Origin of the sequence: Salipiger sp. PrR002, from assembly GCF_010500775.1 — a bacterium.
Lineage (GTDB): Bacteria > Pseudomonadota > Alphaproteobacteria > Rhodobacterales > Rhodobacteraceae > Salipiger.
In genome coordinates, this window is the sequence record NZ_JAAGOU010000026.1 from 38,870 (window position 1) to 57,002 (window position 18,133).

Consider the following 18,133-nt stretch of genomic DNA (forward strand, 5'->3'; position numbering starts at 1 on the left):
CCGGGAGGGCTTCAGCCCGCGAGGCGTTCCGTGAGTCGCAGCGCCAGCGGATAGGGCAGGACACGCAAAAGCTTCAGCACATAGGTAAGCCGCTTCGGGAAATGGATCTCGAAGCCACGCCCTGCCATGCCCTTTGCAATGTCGCGCGCAGCCTCTTCGGGCTCGATCATCGCGGGCATGTTGAAATCGTTTTTGTCGGTGAGACGGGTGCGCACGAAGCCGGGGCAGACAAGTCGAACGTCAATCGCCGGCGCAAGTTCGACCTTCAGCGTCTCGGCGAGGTTGATGATCGCGGCCTTCGTCGCAGAATAGGCCTGCCCCTTCGGCAGCCCCACATAGCCCGCGACCGAGCCGAAGAGCACCAGTTGCCCGCCATCCCTCAGCACTTTCGGCGCGCTCTGCGCCACCAGCAGCGTGCCGGTCACATTCACCTGCACCAGCTTGGCGGTCTTCTCGCGGTCCAGATCGACCACCCGCGCCGGATCGTAGAGCGCGGCGGTGCAGACCATCGCATCGAGGCTCTGGCCCAGTTGCGCCACGGCAGCGTCCAGCGTGTCGGGCTCGGCAAGGTCGAGCGGCAGCACCTCGGCGCCGCCGCACTCCTCCGCCAGCTTGCGCAGCGCATCCTCGTCGCGGGCGGAAAGCACCAGCCGTGCCCCCTGCCCGGCAAGCTCATGCGCCAGCGCCGCGCCGATGCCAGAGCTGGCGCCGATGATCCAGATGCGTTTGCCGTCAAAGGAGCTGGACATGGTCATCCCCGCCTAGATGCGGAACAGCGGCTGCAGCAGCCGCGGGATCATCGCGTGGAACCGCAGCGGCGCGTCGGTCGCTGCAAGGCAGATGCAAGGCGCCTCGTCCCCGGCCATCGGCTGGTGATCCACATCGTCCTGCGCCACCTCGACGTCGCCGACGGCAAAGCGGCCCTCGCTGTCCGAAAAGCTGCCCTGCAGCACCAGCGTCAGTTCCAGCCCGTGGTGGCCGTGCTCGGGAACGGCGCGGCCGCGCGGGATGTAAAGCAGGCGCAGCGAGCCCTCCTCGTCGGCGCTGAGGATCTGCTGGCGGATGCCCCCGCCCAGCATCTTCCAGCGCGGCGGCTGCCCTTTCAGCGCCTCCATGACGGGGGCGGGAAAGATGCCGGAGCCGCGTTGCGGCGGTGTTGGCGTCGGCGTCGCGTCAAGCGCGGCGAAAAGACGGGCGCGGGCGTCGCTCGACACATCGGCGGGCGCGAGCCCGTCAAGCAGGGCGCCGCCCACGGCGGCTTCGGCTTCGACAACGCTGCGGCAGTCATCGCACAGCGAGACATGCGCCGCGATCACCACCGCGAAAGGCTGCGGCAGCGTCCCGGCGGCATAGGCGCGAAGCATCTCCTCGGGGATATGATGGGTGATCTTGCTCATTGCGGTCTCAGGTCAGTGAGGTCACGCCGCAGGCGGTCGAGCCCGAGGCGGATACGTGATTTGATCGTCCCCAGCGGCAGGCCGGTGATCCGGCTGATCTCGCTATGGGGCAGCTCTTCCATATACGCGTGACGCAGCGCCTCGGTTTGCTCGGGGCTGAGCTTCTCCAGCGCTTCGCGCAACTGTTGCGACTCTTGTTCAAGCGCGAGGATCTGCGGCGCGTCGGGCTCGCCGCTCTCGGGCTCCTGCAACAGTTCGGGCTCGGGCAGCGGTTTGCGGCGGTAGAGGTCGATCTGGCGATTGCGGGCGATGCGATAAATCCATGCCGAGGCTTCGGCGCGGTGCGGATCGAATTGCGCAGCCTTGTTCCAGACCGACAGCATCACGTCCTGCACCACATCCTCGGCGCTGCCGTCCCGCAATCCGCCCCGCATCAACATCGCTTTGAGCCGCGGCGCGAAGAAATCGAACAGCCGCCCGAACGCCTCGCGATCACGCTGATCGCGCACAGCCAACAGCCAGCGCGTCTGTTCGGAGGTCTCGGTAGGCGTCACACGGGTCTCCTTCTTGGGCGTGCCGCTCACCGCAACCGCAACGGGAGCGACGCCGTCGATATCGAAGGCGTCGGATGGGTCGTGCGGTATGAGGCGGCCATCAAGAGACATGTAGAGGTTACGCTGCGGGATGCGACCCGGATCACCGCTGGCCGAAATTTTTTCGCGACTTTTGAGGCCAAGCGCCGGGGAAATGCGTGAAAGCGGGCGCGTAAGGTGGCGACCGCCTCTTGGCGCACACAAAAAATTCCCCTCGCCTCAAGTCTTTGGTGATCCATTTCAAACACCCGTGCGTAACATATTCAAGTTTACCTAAGTCCGCGGGAGGTTTGCGTGGCCCTTGACCTGTCTTTTGGAGTTCCCCAGCGCGTTGCCGTGATCGGCGGCGGCATCTCGGGTCTCGCCACAGCATGGCTTTTGTCGCAGCGCTGCCGCGTGACGCTTTATGAGGCCGCGCCGCGTCTTGGCGGTCATGCCCGCACGGTGACGGCGGGGCTCTACGGTGATCAGCCAGTAGATACGGGTTTTATCGTCTTCAACTACGCCAACTACCCTCATCTCACCGCGCTCTTCCGCGATCTCGACGTGCCGGTAGAGCGCAGTGACATGAGCTTTGGCGTTTCGCTGGATGGTGGGCGGCTGGAATATGCGCTGCGCTCGGGCAACGCGCTCTTTGGCCAGCGCAGCAATATCGCACGCCCCGGCTTTTACGCGATGATCCGCGACATCCTGCACTTCAACCGCCACGCCGAGGCCAAGGCCGAGAGCCATCCGCATCTGTCGATCGCCGGGCTGGTCGAGGCGCTGGGACTGGGGAACGCCTTCCGTGACCGCTATCTCTATCCGATCTGCGGCGCGATCTGGTCCACGCCCTCGGCCAAGATCGGGGATTTCCCGGCGCAGGCGCTGATGCGCTTTCTGCGCAACCACGCGCTTTTGTCCGCCGGGAACCAGCATCAATGGTGGACCGTCTCGGGCGGCTCGCGCAGCTATGTCGAGCGGCTGACCGCAGCGCTTGAGGCGCGGCAGGTCTCGCTGCGGCCCGGCACCCCGGTGTTGCAGGTCGAGCGGGACGAGAAACACGCCACGGTCATGACCGAAGGCCATGCCCCCGAGCAGTACGATCAGGTCGTCTTTGCCTGTCACGCCGACATGGCGCTGTCGCTGCTCGCCGAGCCAAGCAGCTCCGAGCAACGCGCGCTGGGGGCGGTGAAGTTTCAGGACAACCATGCGGTGCTGCACCGCGACACCCGCCTAATGCCGCAGCGCCGCCGGTGCTGGAGTTCGTGGGTGTTCCGGACCGAACCGGGCACCCCGCCCGATCAGCCCGTCGGAGTGACCTATTGGATGAACCGGCTGCAGAACATTCCCGACAGCGATCCGCTGTTCGTCACGCTTAACCCGCAGCGCGATATTCCCGACGAGTTGGTCTATGACCGCAACACCTTCCGCCACCCGGTGTTCGACACCGCCGCGCTGGACGCGCAGAGCCGCATCGCCGCGCTGCAGGGCAAAAACCGAAGCTGGTACGCGGGCGCGTGGCTGCGCAATGGGTTCCATGAGGATGGCTTTGCCAGCGCGGTGCGCATCGCCCGGCAGATGCTGCCCGCGCCGGTGCCCGCATGAGCGAAAGCCTCGCAGACAGATTGGGCGCGGGCGAGATGCTGCATCTTCCGGCCCGCGTGACCCACGCACGGCGCGGCGGCATCCGCCATGCCTTCGTGTATCGGGTGGACTATCTGCTGCTTGATCCCGATGCAGTGCGCCCGCCGCGCCTGTTCTCGCGCAACCGCTTCAACCTCTTTTCGCTTTATGATCGCGACCATGGCGGCCCGCGCGGCAATGGCACCGGTGCCGCATGGGCGCGGCGCGTTTTTGCCTCGGCGGGGCTCGAAGGCGTGCGCGTGGCACTGCTGATGCAGCCGCGCTTTCTGGGCTATTGGTTCAACCCGGTCTCCTTTTGGCTGGCGCTGCGCGGCGACCGTCTGCTGGCGGTGATCGCCGAGGTGAGCAACACCTTCGGCCAGCGCCACAGTTACCTGTGCCATCACGCCGCCTTTGCCCCGATCTCTCCCGAGGATGAGCTGACCGCCACCAAGGTCTTTCACGTCTCACCGTTCCAGGATGTGCGCGGCAGCTATCACTTCCGCTTCTCGATCACCGGGGCCGCGGCCGCGATCGGCATCCGCCAGATCGACGGCAAGGAAGGCCTCAAGGCCACAATGTCCGGTGACTTCTCGCCCGCCGGATCGACCCGCCTGCTGCGCAGCGCGCTGCGCCGCCCCGGTGGCGCGATGCGGGTGATTATGCTCATCTACTGGAATGCACTACGTTTAAAATTGAAGGGAGCCGAATACCGCAAGCTCCCCGCACCGCCCGATCACGAGGTCAGCCGATGAACCTGCCCATCTCCGCGATGATGAAACGCCGCTTTCTGTCCACGCTCGAACAGATCGAGCACGGCCGCCTCACCCTGCTGACGCCCGAGGGCGAGCGGCATCATTTCGGCACCACCGGCCCCGAGGCGGATCTGCATATCCTCGACTGGTCCGTGCTGCCTGCGCTTGCCGCACGCGGCGAGGTCGCCATGGGCGAAAGCTATATCGCCGGTCTCTGGCACAGCAGTTCGCCCGAACGGCTGCTGCGGCTGGCGCTGGACAATCTCGACGCCTTCGAACGCTATGTGACGCCCGGCCCCGTCGCCCGGCTCAAGTTCCGGCTGATCGACCGGGTGGTGCGTGCCAACAGCCTCAAGGGCTCGTCGCGCAACATTCAGGCGCACTACGACGTGGGCAACGAGTTCTATCAACTCTGGCTCGATCCGGGGATGACCTACTCATCCGCGCTGTTCGCCGAGGGCGAAGGCGACACTGCACTGCCCGAGGCGCAGGACCGCAAGTACGACCGCATCCTCTCGCGGCTGAGCGACAGCCCCTCGGTGCTTGAGATCGGCTGCGGCTGGGGCGGCTTTGCCGAACGCGCCGCGCAGCAAGGGCGCAAGGTCACCGGCATCACGCTCTCGCCCAGCCAGAAGGGCTATGCCGATGCGCGGCTCGACGGGCGCGCCGACATCCGGCTGCAGGATTACCGGGCGGTGCAGGGGCGCTACGCCAACATCGTCTCGATCGAGATGATCGAAGCGGTGGGCGAAAAGTACTGGCCGGTGTATTTCGCCGCGCTGAAGGACCGGCTGGCCGAAGGCGGTCGCGCGGTGCTGCAGGCGATCACCGTGCAGGACGCCGAGTTCTCGCTCTACCGCAAGCGCACCGATTTCATCCGGCAGCACACGTTCCCCGGTGGCATGCTGCCGTGTAACGCGGTGCTGAGCCGCGAGGCCGCCAAGGCCGGTTTGGTGCTGCGCGAGAATTTCGCCTTTGGCCAGCACTACGCCCGCACCTGCCGCATCTGGCGCGACAACCTTCTGCGTCAGCGCAAGCGGATCGAAGGGCTGGGCTATGGCGAGAGTTTCCTGCGCAGCTGGCAGTTCTACCTCGATGCCTGCGCGGCCACTTTCTCGACCGGGCGCACCGATGTGGTGCAGGTCGAATTGCGTCACGCGGGCGAGGCCTGACCCGCGCGGCGCGCCGGAATTTACCCTGCGGGGGCCGTATTTTCGCCTCACTCCATAACTAGCGATGACTCAACCGGCAGGGCCCCGCCCTGCCGTGGTTGATGAATGTCACAGTCGCGAGTCGCGCCCTAGTCACGGAGCCTGAAGATGTTGTCCAAGATCGGAGCCTCCCTCCTTCTCCTCGCCGGAGCCGCAACGCCGCTTGCCGCCGCCGAGCAAGAAGTGCTGATGACGGGGCTGAGCTACTTCCCCGAGGAAATCTATGTTTCGGTTGGCGACGTGGTTCATTTCGTCAACGCCTCCGAGGTGCCCATGTCGGCCACCGCCAGCGATGCCAGCTGGGACACCGGCGTTCTGCAGCCGGGCGAAGCCTATGCGCTGGAAGTGACCGATGGAATGCAGGGCGCGTTCGGTGATGTCTACACCGCCGACAATACCGCCGCAGGTGTCATCGACTATGTGAACCCGGCCCCGCTGGAGCTGGAAAACAACTACTGATCCCGCGCGACCGGGCTCAGATCGGCTCGATCAGCTCTGGCCCCTCGGCGCGGTTCGAATTCACCTTGGGATCGACGCGGTACATCCGCAGCGTGCCTTCGGGCGCCGCCTGCATCAGCGTCGCGGCGCCGTGCCCGTCCTCACCCAGCCACAGGCCCCAGTCCTTTTTCGACAGGATCACCGGCATCCGGTGGTGCACCTTGGACATTTCCTCGCTCGCCGCGGTTGTGACGATGGCGCAGGTGCGGAAGGCCTGACCCTCCCCTTCCCAGTCCTGCCAGATCCCGGCGAAGGCCAACAGGTCGTCCTCGGCCGGAGTGATGTACCACGGCAGGCGACGGCCATCCTCGGTCTTGGTCCATTCGTAGAAACCGCTGGCTGGCACGATGCAGCGCCGCGCGCGGCAGGCGGCGCGGAAGGCGGGTTTCTCGGCAATCGTCTCGGCCCGCGCGTTGATCAGCAGCGGCCCGTCGTTTGGCGCCTTGTACCAATGCGGCAGAAAGCCCCAGCGCATCGCCCCAAGCAGCCGCGTCCCGCCATCCGAGCGCACCACATGCACGTCGTTGGTCGGGCAGACGTTGAAATTCGGGACATGCGGCAAATCATTGCCGGGCATGGCCTCGAAGATCTTGGCCATGGCATCATCGGGAAGGGTGACTGCAAAACGTCCGCACATGGCGCACAGAGTAGCGCGCCGGGCGCGGCGCGCCAGTGCTTCAGACGTCGCGCCATTCGCCGGGGGGAATATCGTCGAGCGTCCATGTGCCGATCGCCCAGCGTACCAGCCGCAGGCAGGGCAATCCCACATGTGCTGTCATCCGCCGCACCTGCCGGTTGCGCCCCTCGGTGATCTTGATCTCGAGCCAGCTGTCGGGCACCGATTTGCGAAACCGCACCGGCGGGTTGCGCGGCCAGAGGTCGGGCTCGGGGATGAGCCGCACCTGCGCCGGGCGGGTCATCCCGTCCTTCAGTTCCACCCCTTTGCGCAACTGCGCGATCTGCTCGTCGCTCGGCGCGCCTTCGACCTGCACGAGGTAGGTCTTGGGCTGCTTGAACTTCGGATGCGAGATCCGGGCCTGAAGCCGCCCGTCGTCGGTCAGCACCATGAGCCCCTCGCTGTCGCGGTCGAGGCGGCCTGCGGGATAGACGCCGGGCACCTTCACATAGTTCGACAGAGTCTCGCGCGGGCTGCCCTCGGTGCCCTTGTCGGTGAATTGCGACAGCACGCCATAGGGTTTGTTGAGCAGGATCACGCGGGCCATCAGCCATCCCTCCGGGCAGCGAAGAAGTCTTTCAGCAGCGCCTCTGCCTCGGGCGCGGCGAGCCCGTCGTAGACCTCGGGCACATGGTGGCATTGCGGATGGGCATAGACCCGCGCGCCCTGCGCCACGCCACCGGACTTGGGATCGGATGCGCCATAGTAAAGCCGCCGGATCCGCGCGAAGGAGATCGCAGCGGCGCACATCGGGCACGGCTCCAGCGTCACGTAGAGATCATGCTCGGGCAGCCGCTCGGACCCGAGCGCGGCACACCCGGCGCGCAGCACGAGGATCTCGGCATGGGCGGTGGGATCGTTCAGCTCGCGCGTGCGGTTGCCCGCCGTGGCCACGACCTCGCCTTTCGGCGAGACCAGCACGGCACCCACCGGCACCTCACCGCGGGCGGCGGCGGCGCGCGCCTCGGCCAGCGCCAAATCCATATGACTGCGAAAACTCATGAGCGCCGGAGTAGCGCGAAGCGCGGCGCTTGGCGAGTCGGCTTCCCCCGGCGCGGGGGATGCAGTATGCGAGGATTCATGAGCAAACCCCCGTCGCGCCCCGCCAAACCCTCCGGCCACAAGTCCCGTCCCAGCACGGGCGCGAAGGCTGGCCCGAATTCTGGCCTGAAATCTGGCCCTAAATCTGGCCCGAAGTCGGACTTCAAGTCCGGTCCCAAAGCTGGGGCGAAACCCGGCTACAAAGCCGGGCCGAAGGGGGATTTTGACGGCAGCCCGCGCGGCGGGAAACCGGGCGGAAAGCCCTTCGGCAAACCGAGCGGAAAACCCGGCGGCAAACCGAAAGGCCGTGGCATCGTGCAAGACGAGGCAAGCTATGGCGGTGGCCCCAAGGCGGGCCCCAAATCCGGGGCGAAGTCTGGGGCAATGTCCGGGGCAAAATCTGGCACCAGACCGCCCCCGCGCCGCGGCACCAAGGCAAGCGCCAAATCGGGCCCGGCCAGCAAGCCGGCACACATCCCCGCGGCTCCGATGGTGAGCGAGGATGGCCGCATCGCCAAGGTGCTGGCCCGCGCGGGCGTTGCCAGCCGCCGCGAGGCGGAGAAGATGATCGAGGAAGGCCGCGTCTCGGTGAACGGCAAGGTGCTGGAAAGCCCTGCGCTGAACGTCACCGCCAAGGACCGGATCACCGTCGATGGCGTGCCGCTGGCCCCGCCCGAAGCCGCGCGTCTGTGGCTCTATCACAAACCCGTCGGGCTGGTGACCACCACCAATGACGAGAAGGGCCGCGAGACGATCTTTGACAAGCTGCCCGAGGATCTGCCCCGGGTGATGAGCATCGGGCGTCTCGACCTCAACTCCGAGGGCCTGCTGCTGCTGACCAATGACGGCGGCATCAAGCGCCAGCTTGAACTGCCCTCGACCGGCTGGCTGCGCAAATACCGGGTGCGGGTGAACGGCGCGCCGACCGAGGACATGCTGAAGCCGCTGCGCGCGGGCATCGTGGTGGACGGTCAGGCGTTCCAGCCGATGCAGGTGACGCTCGACCGGCAGCAGGGTGCCAACGCATGGCTGACCGTTGGCCTGCGCGAGGGCAAGAACCGCGAAATCCGCCGCGCCATGGCCGACATCGGACTGACGGTGAACCGGCTGATCCGCGTCTCTTACGGGCCGTTCCAACTGGGCGAGCTGAAAACCGGCGAAGTGCAGGAACTGCGCCCCAAGGTGATCCGCGATCAGCTTGGGCTGGAAGGTGCCAAGACCGAAAAACCCGTGCCGACTCGGACCCGGCGCAAGGGACCGCCGAAAAGCAGGCAATAGGGCACCCAGCGGGCGGCTTCGCCAAAAAGCCGCCCATATCGCCTTAAGCCGCCGTTAACGCTGGACTAAATTTCACGTATTGGGCTGGAATGCGCCCTCATTTCGCCCGCTTTCGGCGGCAGGTTGGGTGGCATGAGCACACTACTCGCCATCATGATCCTTGCCGCCACCACGGTTCTCGTTCTTGGGAACCTCAGAGGCGTTGCAGCGGACACCTATCAAGCGCTGGCCGGAGCCACCGCCCGCACCCGTGACCGTGGACTGCTGATCCCGAGGCTGGCCTTCGCCGCGCTTTGGCTGCTGATCTTCGTGCTCGGATATTTCTGATCCCGCAACGCAGCCGCCAGACGGCAGACCAAGGACCCCTCCCCTCACGCAGCCTCGCCCGGCCTTGAACGGACCACGGAACATCCTCATGGCAAGACCCTCACGCAAACGCAGACAGAGCGCATCCTCCGGGCCGCTGGATTCCGGCTTGGGCGTGCTGTTGCTTGCCGCGTTCCCGCTGTTGATGCTGCTGTTCCAAGGGCGCCCCGAAACCACCTTCACCGGCCTGCTGATGCTGGTCATCTTCGCGCTGGCGGTCTGGCTGATCCACCGCGGCACGCAGATCGCCCGCGCCTTCGAAGCGGCAGAGACGGCCAAGGCACCCCGCCTGCCGCGCAAGATGATCGGTGCGGCGCTGCTTGGCCTTCTGGTGATGATTCTCGCGGGCCATCACTTCGTCTCGTTGCCGGTGCCGCTGGGCCTCGGCGTGCTCGCCTTTGGGCTGGGTGTCGCGGCCTTCGGCAGAGATCCGCTCACCAGCAAACGGGCCACGGTCGAAGAAGACATGCCGCATCTGCGCACGCAGGAGACGCTGAACCGTATCGACGCCGCCATTGGGCTTGCCGTTGCAGACGTGGCGGCTCTTAACGATGCCGAGCTCAGCCGCCGGGCCGAAGCTCTGCGCAGCGGTGTGATGGGGTTGATGCAGGCGATTTCGCAGGACCCGCTGGCCGCACGACGCCTGCGCAAGCCGGTGGCCCGTTTTCTTGAGCTTCTGAGCAAGGAAAACGCGCGCCTGATCGAAGCATGGGGCACCAAAGATCGGATGAAGGCGCGCCGCCGCTATCTGGCGCGGCTCACCTCGCTGGGCGAGGCCTTCGAAGAGCGTCTGCGCAAGGCCGGAACCGAGCAGGGCCGCGATGCCTATGATGTCGAGGCAGACCTCCTCTGGAACCGCATGGTCGACAAGAACGCGGCCTGAAACGCCAATGTGATGGCCACCTTGTGCCGCTTGGCATGACTTCTCCCCAAACAAGAGCCGACCCAAGGGAACTCCCCCCTAGCAAGTGACCATCTAAGCGCATAAGTTCTTGGTGAACCGAGAGAGCTTGCGGGGGGCACCATGACCGACAAGGGCTTACGCAAGGTGGCCTATGTGCTGCTGATCGTGCTTCTTTTCGGAGTTACTTCCGGCTGGCTGGGAGGGCTCTGACCTTGGCACAACGCTACGGCGGCAAGTACAGTCCCGACGGGTCTTCCGACGATGCCGGCACCACCGATGAACGGCCGCTCTATCACGGAGCGAAGGTCGATCCGGTGGGCGCACGCTCGAATGTGCTCTTCGTCCCCCCGATTGTGCTGGCCGCGACCTCGCTGAACGATGGCGCCGCGGGGCTGGCTCTGGGCCTTGTTGGCGCGGGCATTCTGCTGCTTGGCGCGTGGCTGCTGCGCGATGGCCTGCGGGCGCAGGCCGCCTATGACGAGCGCAAGATCGCCCGCCGCCCTTCGATCCCGAGAAAGCTTTTCGCCGCAGCCTGCGCGGGCGTCGGGATCGGTCTCGCGGCCTTCAAAGCCGATCCGGGCCTTGTGGCGCCGGTGCTCTATGGGCTGTCCGCCGCCGCGCTTCACGTGGGCGCCTTCGGGCTCGACCCGATGAAGCACAAGGGCATGGAAGGCATCGACACGTTCCAGCAGGATCGCGTCGCCAAGGTGGTGGACGAGGCAGAGGCCTATCTCAACGCCATGGAAGATGCGGTCCGCCGCGCGGGCGACCGGCAGGTCGAGGCGCGCGTGCAGCGCTTTCACGCCAAGGCCAAGGACCTCATCCGCACCGTCGAAGAGGACCCGCGCGACCTGACCGCCGCGCGCAAATACCTTGGTGTCTACCTGATGGGCGCGCGCGACGCGGCGGTGAAATTCGCCGACATCTACAGCCGCACGCAGGATCGCGGGGCCAAGTCCGATTTCATGATGTTGCTGACGGACCTCGAGGAGAGCTTCGGCCAGAAGAACCGCAAGCTGCTGCTCGACAATAATGCCGACCTCACGGTCGAGATCGACGTGCTGCGCGACCGCCTTCAGCGCGAAGGCGTGCGGCTCAAAGAGCCTGAATGAGAGACAGATACGGAGGAAGTCCGATGTCCGAGAACGTAAGAGCCAAGGCCCAGCAGGAACTGGCTATGGTGGAAGAGGTGAATGCTGTGATCCTGCCCGACCCCAAGCCCGCGGATGAGGTGGAGAGCTATGAGGCCGCCTCGCCCGAGGTGACCGAAGAGATCCGCGCCCGCATGGACGAGATCGACATGGGCGACACCCAGTCGATCGTCTCCTTCGGCTCGGCGGCGCAGGCCGAATTGCAGGAGATCAGTCAGGCGATGCTGGCGGACGTGCGCAACAAGGACGTCGGCCCCGCGGGCGACAGCCTGCGCGACATCGTCACCACGATCCGCGGCTTTTCGGTTTCGGAACTGGATGTGCGCCGCAAGCGCAGCTGGTGGGAAAAGCTGATCGGCAAGGCCGCGCCCTTCGCCAAGTTCACCGCCCGCTACGAGGAGGTGCAGGGCCAGATCGACGGCATCACCGACAATCTTCTGAAGCACGAGCACACGCTGCTCAAGGACATCAAATCGCTCGACCTGCTCTACGACAAGACGCTGACCTTCTATGACGAGCTGGCGCTCTACATCGCTGCGGGCCAGAAGAAGCTCGAGGAACTCGACGCCAACGACATCCCCGCCCGCGAGGCCGCCGTGGAGGCCGCCGCAGAGGATCAGAAGGTGATGAAGGCGCAGGAGCTGCGCGACCTGCGTGCCGCGCGGGACGATCTGGAACGCCGGGTGCACGATCTCAAGCTGACCCGGCAGGTGACCATGCAGTCGCTGCCCTCGATCCGGCTGGTGCAGGAAAACGACAAGAGCCTCGTCACCAAGATCAACTCGACGCTGGTCAACACCGTGCCGCTCTGGGAGACCCAGCTGGCGCAGGCGGTGACCATTCAGCGCTCGTCCGAGGCCGCCGCTGCCGTGCGCGACGCCAACGATCTGACCAACGAGCTACTGACCTCCAACGCCAAGAATCTGCGCGACAGCAACGCCGCCATCCGCACCGAGATGGAGCGCGGCGTCTTCGACATCGAGTCGGTCAAACAGGCCAATGCCGATCTGATCGCCACGATCCAAGACAGCCTGCGCATCGCCGACGAAGGCAAGGCGCGCCGCGCCGCCGCCGAGAAGGACCTGCAGCAGATGGAAGCCGAGCTGCGCGACACGCTGGCTTCGGCCAAGGCGCGGTCGACCGGCACCGGCGACAACGCCGCCACTTCGGTTCCAGCGGGGTCGTGACCATATGCGGGGTTGGGGTAAAAGTGTACTGAGCATCTTGGTTTGCGCGGGCCTCGCAGCCTGCGATAGTTCTGCCCTGGCTCCGCGCAGCACCGAGGTGCTGCCGCAGTCGCGCCCCTCCGGGCTCAAGCCTCGCGAGGCTGAAACCCCGGGCGCGCCGCGGCAATCGCTGGCGAGCTACGATCTGGAGGTCTACTACGCGCGGGTGCAGGCCGACCTGCTGTCACAGGGCCTGCTCCGCACCGACGGCGGCGGGCCTGACACGCCGGTCACCGACACCATGCTGATGCGCAATTTCGAACGCATCGCTCTGGCCGAGGAATACGCCCGCGGCCAAGGGCTGAAACCCTCACGCGGCGAACTTGGCCGGGTGAAGAAATGGCTCAAGCCGGTGCGCGTCTCGGTGGAGTTCGGCGACCATGTTCCGGCGGAGCAGCAGCTCACCGACCGCAACCAGCTCAGCCAATACGTCAGCCGTCTTGGCCGGATCACCGGGCATCCGATCTCGATGACCACCGGCAGTTCGAATTTCCACGTTCTGTTCATGTCCGAGGACGATAAGAAGTCCATCGCCCCGCGCATCAAACAGCTGGTGCCCGACGTGAACCCCACGGCGCTGGCGGTGTTCAACGATCTGCCGCGTGAGATCCACTGCCTCGTCATCGCCTTTTCCGACGAGCCCGACGGCTATGCCTACGGTCAGGCCATCGCGGTGATCCGCTCCGAGCATCCGGATCTGCTGCGCCGTTCCTGCATCCACGAAGAGGTGGCGCAGGGACTGGGGCTTGGCAACGACAGCCCGCAGGCCCGACCTTCGATCTTCAATGACGACGACGAGTTCGCGCTTCTCACCTCGATGGACGAGATGCTTCTGAAAATCCTTTACGACCCCCAGCTCAAACCCGGCATGGATGCCGCCACCGCGCGGCCGATCGTGCAGGATCTTGCCGCGCAGATGACCGGCGGCAGCGGGCCAAGCTGAGCTGAGGACAGGCGACAACAGGAGATGATCATGGGAATTCTGGATTTCCTCTCGGGGCAGTTCATCGACGTCATCCACTGGACCGACGACACCCGCGACACGATGGTCTGGCGCTTTGAGCGCGAAGGCCATGAAATCAAATACGGCGCCAAGCTCACCGTGCGCGAGGGGCAGGCGGCGGTTTTCGTGCACGAAGGGCAACTGGCGGATGTGTTCACGCCGGGTCTCTACATGCTCGAGACCAACAACATGCCGATCATGACCTCGCTGCAGCACTGGGATCACGGCTTCCGCTCGCCCTTCAAGTCAGAGATTTATTTCGTCAACACCACCCGTTTCACCGGGCTGAAGTGGGGCACGAAGAACCCGATCATCTGCCGCGACCCCGAGTTCGGCCCCGTGCGCCTGCGCGCCTATGGCACCTATTCGGTGCGCGTGTCGGACCCGGCGAAATTCCTCGTCGAGATCGTCGGCACCGATGGCGAGTTCACCAGCCACGAGATCAGCTTTCAGATCCGCAACATCATCGTGCAGGAGTTCTCGCGGCTGATCGCCTCTTCGGGCATTCCGGTGCTCGACATGGCGGCCAATACGCAAGAGCTGGGCAAGATGCTGGCCGAGGGTATTTCGTCGACCATCGCCGAATACGGCCTGTCGCTGCCCGAGCTTTACATTGAAAACATCTCGCTGCCCGATGCGGTGGAGAAGGCGCTCGACAAGCGCACGTCGATGGGCGTGGTGGGCGATCTTGATGCCTATACCCGCTTTCAGGCCGCCGAGGCGCTGGGGGCCGAGGGCTCTGCCGCCGGTCAGGCCATGGGCACCGGCTTTGGCGCGGGCATGGGGATGGCCATGGGCGGTGCCATGACCGGCGCGCAGGCGGGTCCGTGGGGCGCGCGCCCGCAGCAGACCGTTGCCGCCGCGCCGCCGCCTCCCCCGCCGCCGGTGGAACATGTGTGGCACGTGGCCTCGGGCGGCCAGACCAGCGGCCCCTTCTCCAAGGCCCGGCTCGGACGCATGGCGACCGAGGGCGAATTGACCCGTGACAGCTATGTCTGGACCCAAGGTCAGGACGGTTGGAAACGCGCCGAGGACGTGACCGAACTGGCGCAGCTCTTCACCGTTCTGCCGCCGCCGCCTCCGGGCGTCTGATCGCACGGGAGGCAACCGGGAAGGAGGCGGGCAGCACCGCCTCCGGCCCTGCTTGTCCCAGCAGTGCCGGGGCAAGGCAGGCATCGGCGGGAAATTTGACCGACGGGTCGGGCACCGCCGGGAAGGGCCGCGCGGGCGGCACCTGCGAGGCCACCAGCAGCCGACCATCGAGGCAGAGGTCCTGCGCCGCATTGCCGATGTTGAAGCCGAAGCCGTCCCGTCCGCAATCCGTGCCGAACCCATCCATGTTCCACGCCTGCGGCATCAGGCTTTGTGGACCGAAAACCTCGAAGGCGTTCTGCTGCGGCAGGAAGGTAAGCGACCACGTGGTGTCTTCGGTCTTCATGCCGAGCGCCCAGCGACCAATCGGCTCGCCCTCGTGGTAGCCCTCGACCACGAAGCACTCCACGTCCTCGCCAAAGACACGCTCGCGCTCTGCAAGCGCTGCGTCGATGGCCAGCGCGCCGCGCATCTCGTAACCGTCGCCGCCCTGCCACTCGAACCGCCATGACAGGTCGGCGGCCATGGCCGCGCCGCTGCAGAGCGCAAGCCCGAGGACAGCCCCGGCGCATGTGTTCAGTCCTGTCATCATGGTCTCCGGCACCTCTGTCCCCGGCACCCTAGCCTTGGAGCCGCACGCGAGAAAAGCGCCTGTCGCGAAGTTGTGTGCGCAAGCCCCTGCGCCCGCAGCGCATCGGCGAAACGCGTGCCCGAAAACCAGTTCCCTCTCCCGTCCCATCCGCCTAGGGTGGCGCTGCCGGAAATGGCGGATCTGGAGGCACTTCGGGCATGAACGAAACCCACCGATTTCCCTGCGAACAATGCGGCGCCGACTACCGGTTCGATCCGTCGACGAGCGAATTGGTCTGCGATCATTGCGGCCACAGCCAGAAGGTCGAATCCACGGGCCCATGGGAAAGCGACATCCGCGAGCTGGATTTCCGCGCCGCGATGGACAACCTGCTGCCGCTTCAGGAGATGGAGGACCTGCGGGTCACCCAATGCCCGAACTGCGGCGCCGAGGTCGAGTTCGATCCCGACACCCATGCCACCGAATGCCCGTTCTGCGCCACGCCGGTTGTCGCCGACACCGGCACCCACCGGCAGATCAAACCCAAGGGCGTGCTGCCCTTCGCGCTTGACGAGAGCGCCGCGCGCGGCGCGATGAACGATTGGCTCGGGCGGCTGTGGTTCGCCCCCAATGGCCTCAAGGAATATGCCCGCAAGGGCCGCAAGATGCAGGGCATCTATGTGCCCTACTGGACCTTCGACGCCCATACCCGCTCTGCCTACAGCGGCGCGCGCGGCACGGTCTATTACGAGACGCGCACGGTGATGCGTGACGGCAAGCGCCAGCAGGTGCAGGTCGCCAAGGTGCGGTGGACGCCAGTGCGCGGGCGCGTTGCGCGCTTCTTCGACGACGTGCTGGTGCTGGCCTCGAAGTCTCTGCCGAAGAAATTCACCGACGCGCTGGAGCCGTGGGATCTGAGCCGGCTCGAACCCTATCGGCCCGAGTTTCTCGCCGGGTTCCGCGCCGAGGGCTATCAGGTCGATCTCGACGCCGGGTTCGTCGAGGCGCGGCATATCATGGACCGGCAGATCACCCGCGACATCAAGTTCGACATCGGCGGCGACCAGCAGCGGATCACCTCGGTGGACACGCAGGTGTCGGACGTGACCTTCAAGCATGTGCTGCTGCCGGTCTGGCTGGCGGCCTACAAGTTCCGGGGCCAGACCTACCGCTTCGTGGTCAACGGCACCACCGGGCGGGTGCAGGGAGAGCGCCCGTGGTCGGTGTGGAAAATCGCGCTGGCAGTGATCGTCGGGGCGATCGTGGCGGGATTTGTCGGCTACATGCTGTCGCAATCGCAGGGCGACGTCAGCTTCAGCCTGCCCACAGGCTATTGAGCGACGCCCCCCGGACGCGCTAGGTATAGCGCTAACAAAACCAAGAAGATCACCGACGAGGGAGTGAGAGATGATCCTGTGCTGCGGAGAATCGCTGATCGACATGCTGCCCAGAACCAGCACCGGCGGAGAACCCGCCTTTGCGCCGGTTGCGGGCGGCGCGGTGTTCAACACCGCCATTGCGCTTGGCCGGCTTGGCGCGCCTGCGGGCTACTTCGGCGGCATCTCCACCGATCTTTTCGGCAGCATCCTCGCCGATGCGCTGACCGCTTCCAAGGTTGACCACAGCGCCTGCCCGCGCTCTGACCAGCCCACCACGCTCGCCTTCGTGACGCTGGTGGATGGCCACGCGCGTTACGCCTTCTATGACGAGAACACCGCCGGGCGGATGCTGTCGGAGGCGGATCTTCCCGCGCTGGACGGTGACACCGAAGCGCTGTTCTTTGGCGGCATCAGCCTCGTCTCCGAGCCCTGCGCCGACACTTATGCCGCGCTCTGCGCCAAGGCGGGCGACCGGGTGGTGATGCTCGATCCCAATATCCGCCCCGGCTTCATCAAGGACGAGGCGCGCTACCGCGCCCGGCTTGCCGCTATGCTCGCCCGCGCCGACATCGTGAAAATCTCCGACGAGGATATGGCATGGCTCGGCACCACGCCCGAGGCGCTGATCGAGGGTGGCAGCGCGCTGGTGCTGGAGACGCGGGGCGCCGAGGGGGTCCTTGCGGTCAGCGCCCAAGGGAGCCTCGAGGTGCCCGCCACGCGCGCCACGGTGGTCGATACGGTGGGCGCTGGCGATACGTTCAACGCGGGCCTTCTGGCCGGGCTCAGCCGCGACGGGCTGCTGCGCCGCGACGTCCTGCGCAGCACCCCGCTAGAGACGCTGCGCCCTGCGGTCGCGCTGGGTGCGCAGGCGGCGGCGGTGACGGTGAGCCGCGCCGGAGCCAATCCGCCATGGCTTTCGGAATTGGAGCCGCAGACATGAGGGCACTGATCCAGCGCGTCTCGGAGGCGAGCGTCACGGTCGAAGGCGCGGTCATCGGCGAGATCGGTCCGGGTCTGCTGATCCTGATCTGCGCCATGCAGGGCGATACCAAGGCACAGGCCGACAAGCTGGCGGCAAAGATCGCCAAGCTGCGCATTTTCCGCGACGAGGAAGGGCGGATGAACCGCTCGGTGCGCGACACAGGCGGCGCGGCGCTGGTGGTCAGCCAATTCACCCTCGCCGCCGACACGCGCAGCGGCAACCGCCCCGGCTTTTCCAGCGCGGCCTCCCCCGATGAAGGCGAGCGGCTTTACGAGTATTTCGCCGGGCGCATCGCCGCCGAGGGCATCGCCACCGCCACAGGCCGCTTTGGTGCCGATATGAAGGTGGCGCTGATCAACGATGGGCCGGTGACGATCTGGATCGACAGCGAAGGCTGAGCGACGC

The 18,133-nt window shown here is 65.9% G+C and carries 21 protein-coding genes; 14 read left to right on the top strand and 7 right to left on the bottom strand.

The annotated features are described in order from the left end of the window. Positions 1–11: 11 nt before the first annotated feature. The 3 genes from G0A00_RS20085 to G0A00_RS20095 are packed head-to-tail and all read right to left on the bottom strand — an operon-like array spanning position 12 to position 1,951. Positions 12–749 carry an SDR family oxidoreductase gene (locus tag G0A00_RS20085; RefSeq protein ID WP_203595449.1) on the bottom strand — a complete coding sequence of 246 codons (738 nt, stop codon included), beginning with the start codon at positions 747–749 and terminating at the stop codon, positions 12–14. Positions 750–761: 12 nt separating this feature from the next. After that, entirely contained in the window at positions 762–1,397 is a 636-nt protein-coding gene (locus G0A00_RS20090; RefSeq protein ID WP_164183507.1) for a ChrR family anti-sigma-E factor, read from the bottom strand. After that, on the bottom strand, positions 1,394–1,951 hold the full coding sequence (locus G0A00_RS20095; RefSeq protein WP_368667725.1) for a sigma-70 family RNA polymerase sigma factor: 558 nt from the start codon (positions 1,949–1,951) through the stop codon (positions 1,394–1,396). Before G0A00_RS20095 ends, G0A00_RS20090 begins: the two co-directional genes overlap by 4 nt. A gap of 333 nt (positions 1,952–2,284) precedes the next feature. On the opposite strand from G0A00_RS20095, the gene G0A00_RS20100 reads away from it, so the two are divergent. From G0A00_RS20100 to G0A00_RS20115, 4 genes are all read left to right on the top strand, one after another. Beyond that, the gene (locus G0A00_RS20100) at positions 2,285–3,577 is read left to right on the top strand and encodes an FAD-dependent oxidoreductase (protein WP_164183511.1); all 1,293 of its coding nucleotides are present in this window, start codon (positions 2,285–2,287) and stop codon (positions 3,575–3,577) included. Then, positions 3,574–4,350 carry a DUF1365 domain-containing protein gene (locus tag G0A00_RS20105; RefSeq protein ID WP_164183512.1) on the top strand — a complete coding sequence of 259 codons (777 nt, stop codon included), beginning with the start codon at positions 3,574–3,576 and terminating at the stop codon, positions 4,348–4,350. Before G0A00_RS20100 ends, G0A00_RS20105 begins: the two co-directional genes overlap by 4 nt. Continuing rightward, the gene (locus tag G0A00_RS20110; protein ID WP_164183513.1) at positions 4,347–5,522 is read left to right on the top strand and encodes a cyclopropane-fatty-acyl-phospholipid synthase family protein; all 1,176 of its coding nucleotides are present in this window, start codon (positions 4,347–4,349) and stop codon (positions 5,520–5,522) included. The genes G0A00_RS20105 and G0A00_RS20110 overlap by 4 nt, the downstream gene beginning before the upstream one ends. Positions 5,523–5,669: 147 nt before the next feature. Next, the gene (locus tag G0A00_RS20115) at positions 5,670–6,020 is read left to right on the top strand and encodes a hypothetical protein (RefSeq protein WP_164183514.1); all 351 of its coding nucleotides are present in this window, start codon (positions 5,670–5,672) and stop codon (positions 6,018–6,020) included. A 16-nt stretch (positions 6,021–6,036) separates the two neighbouring features. On the opposite strand, the gene G0A00_RS20120 is transcribed toward G0A00_RS20115, so the two are convergent. Genes G0A00_RS20120 through G0A00_RS20130 form a run of 3 tightly spaced genes read right to left on the bottom strand, consistent with a single transcriptional unit; the run spans position 6,037 to position 7,737 of the window. Then, on the bottom strand, positions 6,037–6,696 hold the full coding sequence (locus G0A00_RS20120; RefSeq protein WP_164183515.1) for an SOS response-associated peptidase: 660 nt from the start codon (positions 6,694–6,696) through the stop codon (positions 6,037–6,039). 40 nt (positions 6,697–6,736) lie between these two features. Beyond that, the gene (locus tag G0A00_RS20125; protein WP_164183516.1) at positions 6,737–7,282 is read right to left on the bottom strand and encodes an rRNA large subunit pseudouridine synthase E; all 546 of its coding nucleotides are present in this window, start codon (positions 7,280–7,282) and stop codon (positions 6,737–6,739) included. After that, complete coding sequence (locus G0A00_RS20130) at positions 7,282–7,737, bottom strand: nucleoside deaminase (RefSeq protein WP_066102619.1); 456 nt, start codon at positions 7,735–7,737, stop codon at positions 7,282–7,284. The genes G0A00_RS20125 and G0A00_RS20130 overlap by 1 nt, the downstream gene beginning before the upstream one ends. Before the next feature lie 528 nt (positions 7,738–8,265). Here G0A00_RS20130 and G0A00_RS20135 point away from each other — a divergent pair. The 7 genes from G0A00_RS20135 to G0A00_RS20165 all read left to right on the top strand — a co-directional run bounded on the left by G0A00_RS20135 (position 8,266) and on the right by G0A00_RS20165 (position 14,796). After that, the gene (locus G0A00_RS20135) at positions 8,266–9,054 is read left to right on the top strand and encodes a pseudouridine synthase (protein WP_235953189.1); all 789 of its coding nucleotides are present in this window, start codon (positions 8,266–8,268) and stop codon (positions 9,052–9,054) included. A gap of 132 nt (positions 9,055–9,186) precedes the next feature. Further along, positions 9,187–9,381, top strand: coding sequence for a hypothetical protein (locus G0A00_RS20140; protein WP_164183517.1), 195 nt, complete (start codon positions 9,187–9,189; stop codon positions 9,379–9,381). Between the two features lie 88 nt (positions 9,382–9,469). Next, positions 9,470–10,303: a hypothetical protein gene (locus G0A00_RS20145; RefSeq protein ID WP_164183519.1), complete on the top strand. Its 834-nt coding sequence runs from the start codon at positions 9,470–9,472 to the stop codon at positions 10,301–10,303. Positions 10,304–10,536: 233 nt separating this feature from the next. Further along, positions 10,537–11,436, top strand: coding sequence for a 5-bromo-4-chloroindolyl phosphate hydrolysis family protein (locus G0A00_RS20150; protein WP_164183521.1), 900 nt, complete (start codon positions 10,537–10,539; stop codon positions 11,434–11,436). Positions 11,437–11,459: 23 nt separating this feature from the next. Next, complete coding sequence (locus tag G0A00_RS20155) at positions 11,460–12,662, top strand: toxic anion resistance protein (RefSeq protein ID WP_164183523.1); 1,203 nt, start codon at positions 11,460–11,462, stop codon at positions 12,660–12,662. A gap of 4 nt (positions 12,663–12,666) precedes the next feature. Continuing rightward, the gene (locus G0A00_RS20160; protein ID WP_164183525.1) at positions 12,667–13,644 is read left to right on the top strand and encodes a DUF2927 domain-containing protein; all 978 of its coding nucleotides are present in this window, start codon (positions 12,667–12,669) and stop codon (positions 13,642–13,644) included. A gap of 30 nt (positions 13,645–13,674) precedes the next feature. Then, the gene (locus G0A00_RS20165; RefSeq protein ID WP_164183527.1) at positions 13,675–14,796 is read left to right on the top strand and encodes an SPFH domain-containing protein; all 1,122 of its coding nucleotides are present in this window, start codon (positions 13,675–13,677) and stop codon (positions 14,794–14,796) included. Here G0A00_RS20165 and G0A00_RS20170 read toward each other — a convergent pair. Further along, a complete protein-coding gene (locus G0A00_RS20170; RefSeq protein WP_203595450.1) occupies positions 14,762–15,385 on the bottom strand; it encodes a hypothetical protein in 624 nt (207 codons plus the stop codon). The two genes, G0A00_RS20165 and G0A00_RS20170, sit on opposite strands and share 35 nt — an antisense overlap. A 200-nt stretch (positions 15,386–15,585) precedes the next feature. On the opposite strand from G0A00_RS20170, the gene G0A00_RS20175 reads away from it, so the two are divergent. The 3 genes from G0A00_RS20175 (at position 15,586) to dtd (ending at position 18,126) form a co-directional block, all read left to right on the top strand. Beyond that, positions 15,586–16,704 carry a TFIIB-type zinc finger domain-containing protein gene (locus G0A00_RS20175; protein ID WP_164183528.1) on the top strand — a complete coding sequence of 373 codons (1,119 nt, stop codon included), beginning with the start codon at positions 15,586–15,588 and terminating at the stop codon, positions 16,702–16,704. Between the two features lie 70 nt (positions 16,705–16,774). Next, complete coding sequence (locus tag G0A00_RS20180) at positions 16,775–17,686, top strand: carbohydrate kinase (RefSeq protein WP_164183529.1); 912 nt, start codon at positions 16,775–16,777, stop codon at positions 17,684–17,686. Then, positions 17,683–18,126, top strand: a complete 444-nt coding sequence (gene dtd / locus G0A00_RS20185; RefSeq protein WP_164183530.1) for a D-aminoacyl-tRNA deacylase — start codon at positions 17,683–17,685, stop codon at positions 18,124–18,126. The genes G0A00_RS20180 and dtd overlap by 4 nt, the downstream gene beginning before the upstream one ends. Positions 18,127–18,133 lie beyond the last annotated feature (7 nt).

Excerpts from the sequence above, each read along its gene's own strand:
- G0A00_RS20105 (WP_164183512.1), top strand. The coding sequence starts at position 3,574 with ATGAGCGAAAGCCTCGCAGACAGATTGGGCGCGGGCGAGATGCTGCAT.
- G0A00_RS20110 (WP_164183513.1), top strand. The coding sequence starts at position 4,347 with ATGAACCTGCCCATCTCCGCGATGATGAAACGCCGCTTTCTGTCCACG.
- dtd (WP_164183530.1), top strand. The coding sequence starts at position 17,683 with ATGAGGGCACTGATCCAGCGCGTCTCGGAGGCGAGCGTCACGGTCGAA.
- G0A00_RS20180 (WP_164183529.1), top strand. The coding sequence starts at position 16,775 with ATGATCCTGTGCTGCGGAGAATCGCTGATCGACATGCTGCCCAGAACC.
- G0A00_RS20170 (WP_203595450.1), bottom strand. The coding sequence starts at position 15,385 with ATGACAGGACTGAACACATGCGCCGGGGCTGTCCTCGGGCTTGCGCTC.
- G0A00_RS20175 (WP_164183528.1), top strand. The coding sequence starts at position 15,586 with ATGAACGAAACCCACCGATTTCCCTGCGAACAATGCGGCGCCGACTAC.
- G0A00_RS20160 (WP_164183525.1), top strand. The coding sequence starts at position 12,667 with ATGCGGGGTTGGGGTAAAAGTGTACTGAGCATCTTGGTTTGCGCGGGC.
- G0A00_RS20130 (WP_066102619.1), bottom strand. The coding sequence starts at position 7,737 with ATGAGTTTTCGCAGTCATATGGATTTGGCGCTGGCCGAGGCGCGCGCC.
- G0A00_RS20140 (WP_164183517.1), top strand. The coding sequence starts at position 9,187 with ATGAGCACACTACTCGCCATCATGATCCTTGCCGCCACCACGGTTCTC.
- G0A00_RS20155 (WP_164183523.1), top strand. The coding sequence starts at position 11,460 with ATGTCCGAGAACGTAAGAGCCAAGGCCCAGCAGGAACTGGCTATGGTG.
- G0A00_RS20145 (WP_164183519.1), top strand. The coding sequence starts at position 9,470 with ATGGCAAGACCCTCACGCAAACGCAGACAGAGCGCATCCTCCGGGCCG.
- G0A00_RS20120 (WP_164183515.1), bottom strand. The coding sequence starts at position 6,696 with ATGTGCGGACGTTTTGCAGTCACCCTTCCCGATGATGCCATGGCCAAG.
- G0A00_RS20115 (WP_164183514.1), top strand. The coding sequence starts at position 5,670 with ATGTTGTCCAAGATCGGAGCCTCCCTCCTTCTCCTCGCCGGAGCCGCA.
- G0A00_RS20125 (WP_164183516.1), bottom strand. The coding sequence starts at position 7,282 with ATGGCCCGCGTGATCCTGCTCAACAAACCCTATGGCGTGCTGTCGCAA.
- G0A00_RS20090 (WP_164183507.1), bottom strand. The coding sequence starts at position 1,397 with ATGAGCAAGATCACCCATCATATCCCCGAGGAGATGCTTCGCGCCTAT.
- G0A00_RS20135 (WP_235953189.1), top strand. The coding sequence starts at position 8,266 with ATGGTGAGCGAGGATGGCCGCATCGCCAAGGTGCTGGCCCGCGCGGGC.
- G0A00_RS20085 (WP_203595449.1), bottom strand. The coding sequence starts at position 749 with ATGTCCAGCTCCTTTGACGGCAAACGCATCTGGATCATCGGCGCCAGC.
- G0A00_RS20165 (WP_164183527.1), top strand. The coding sequence starts at position 13,675 with ATGGGAATTCTGGATTTCCTCTCGGGGCAGTTCATCGACGTCATCCAC.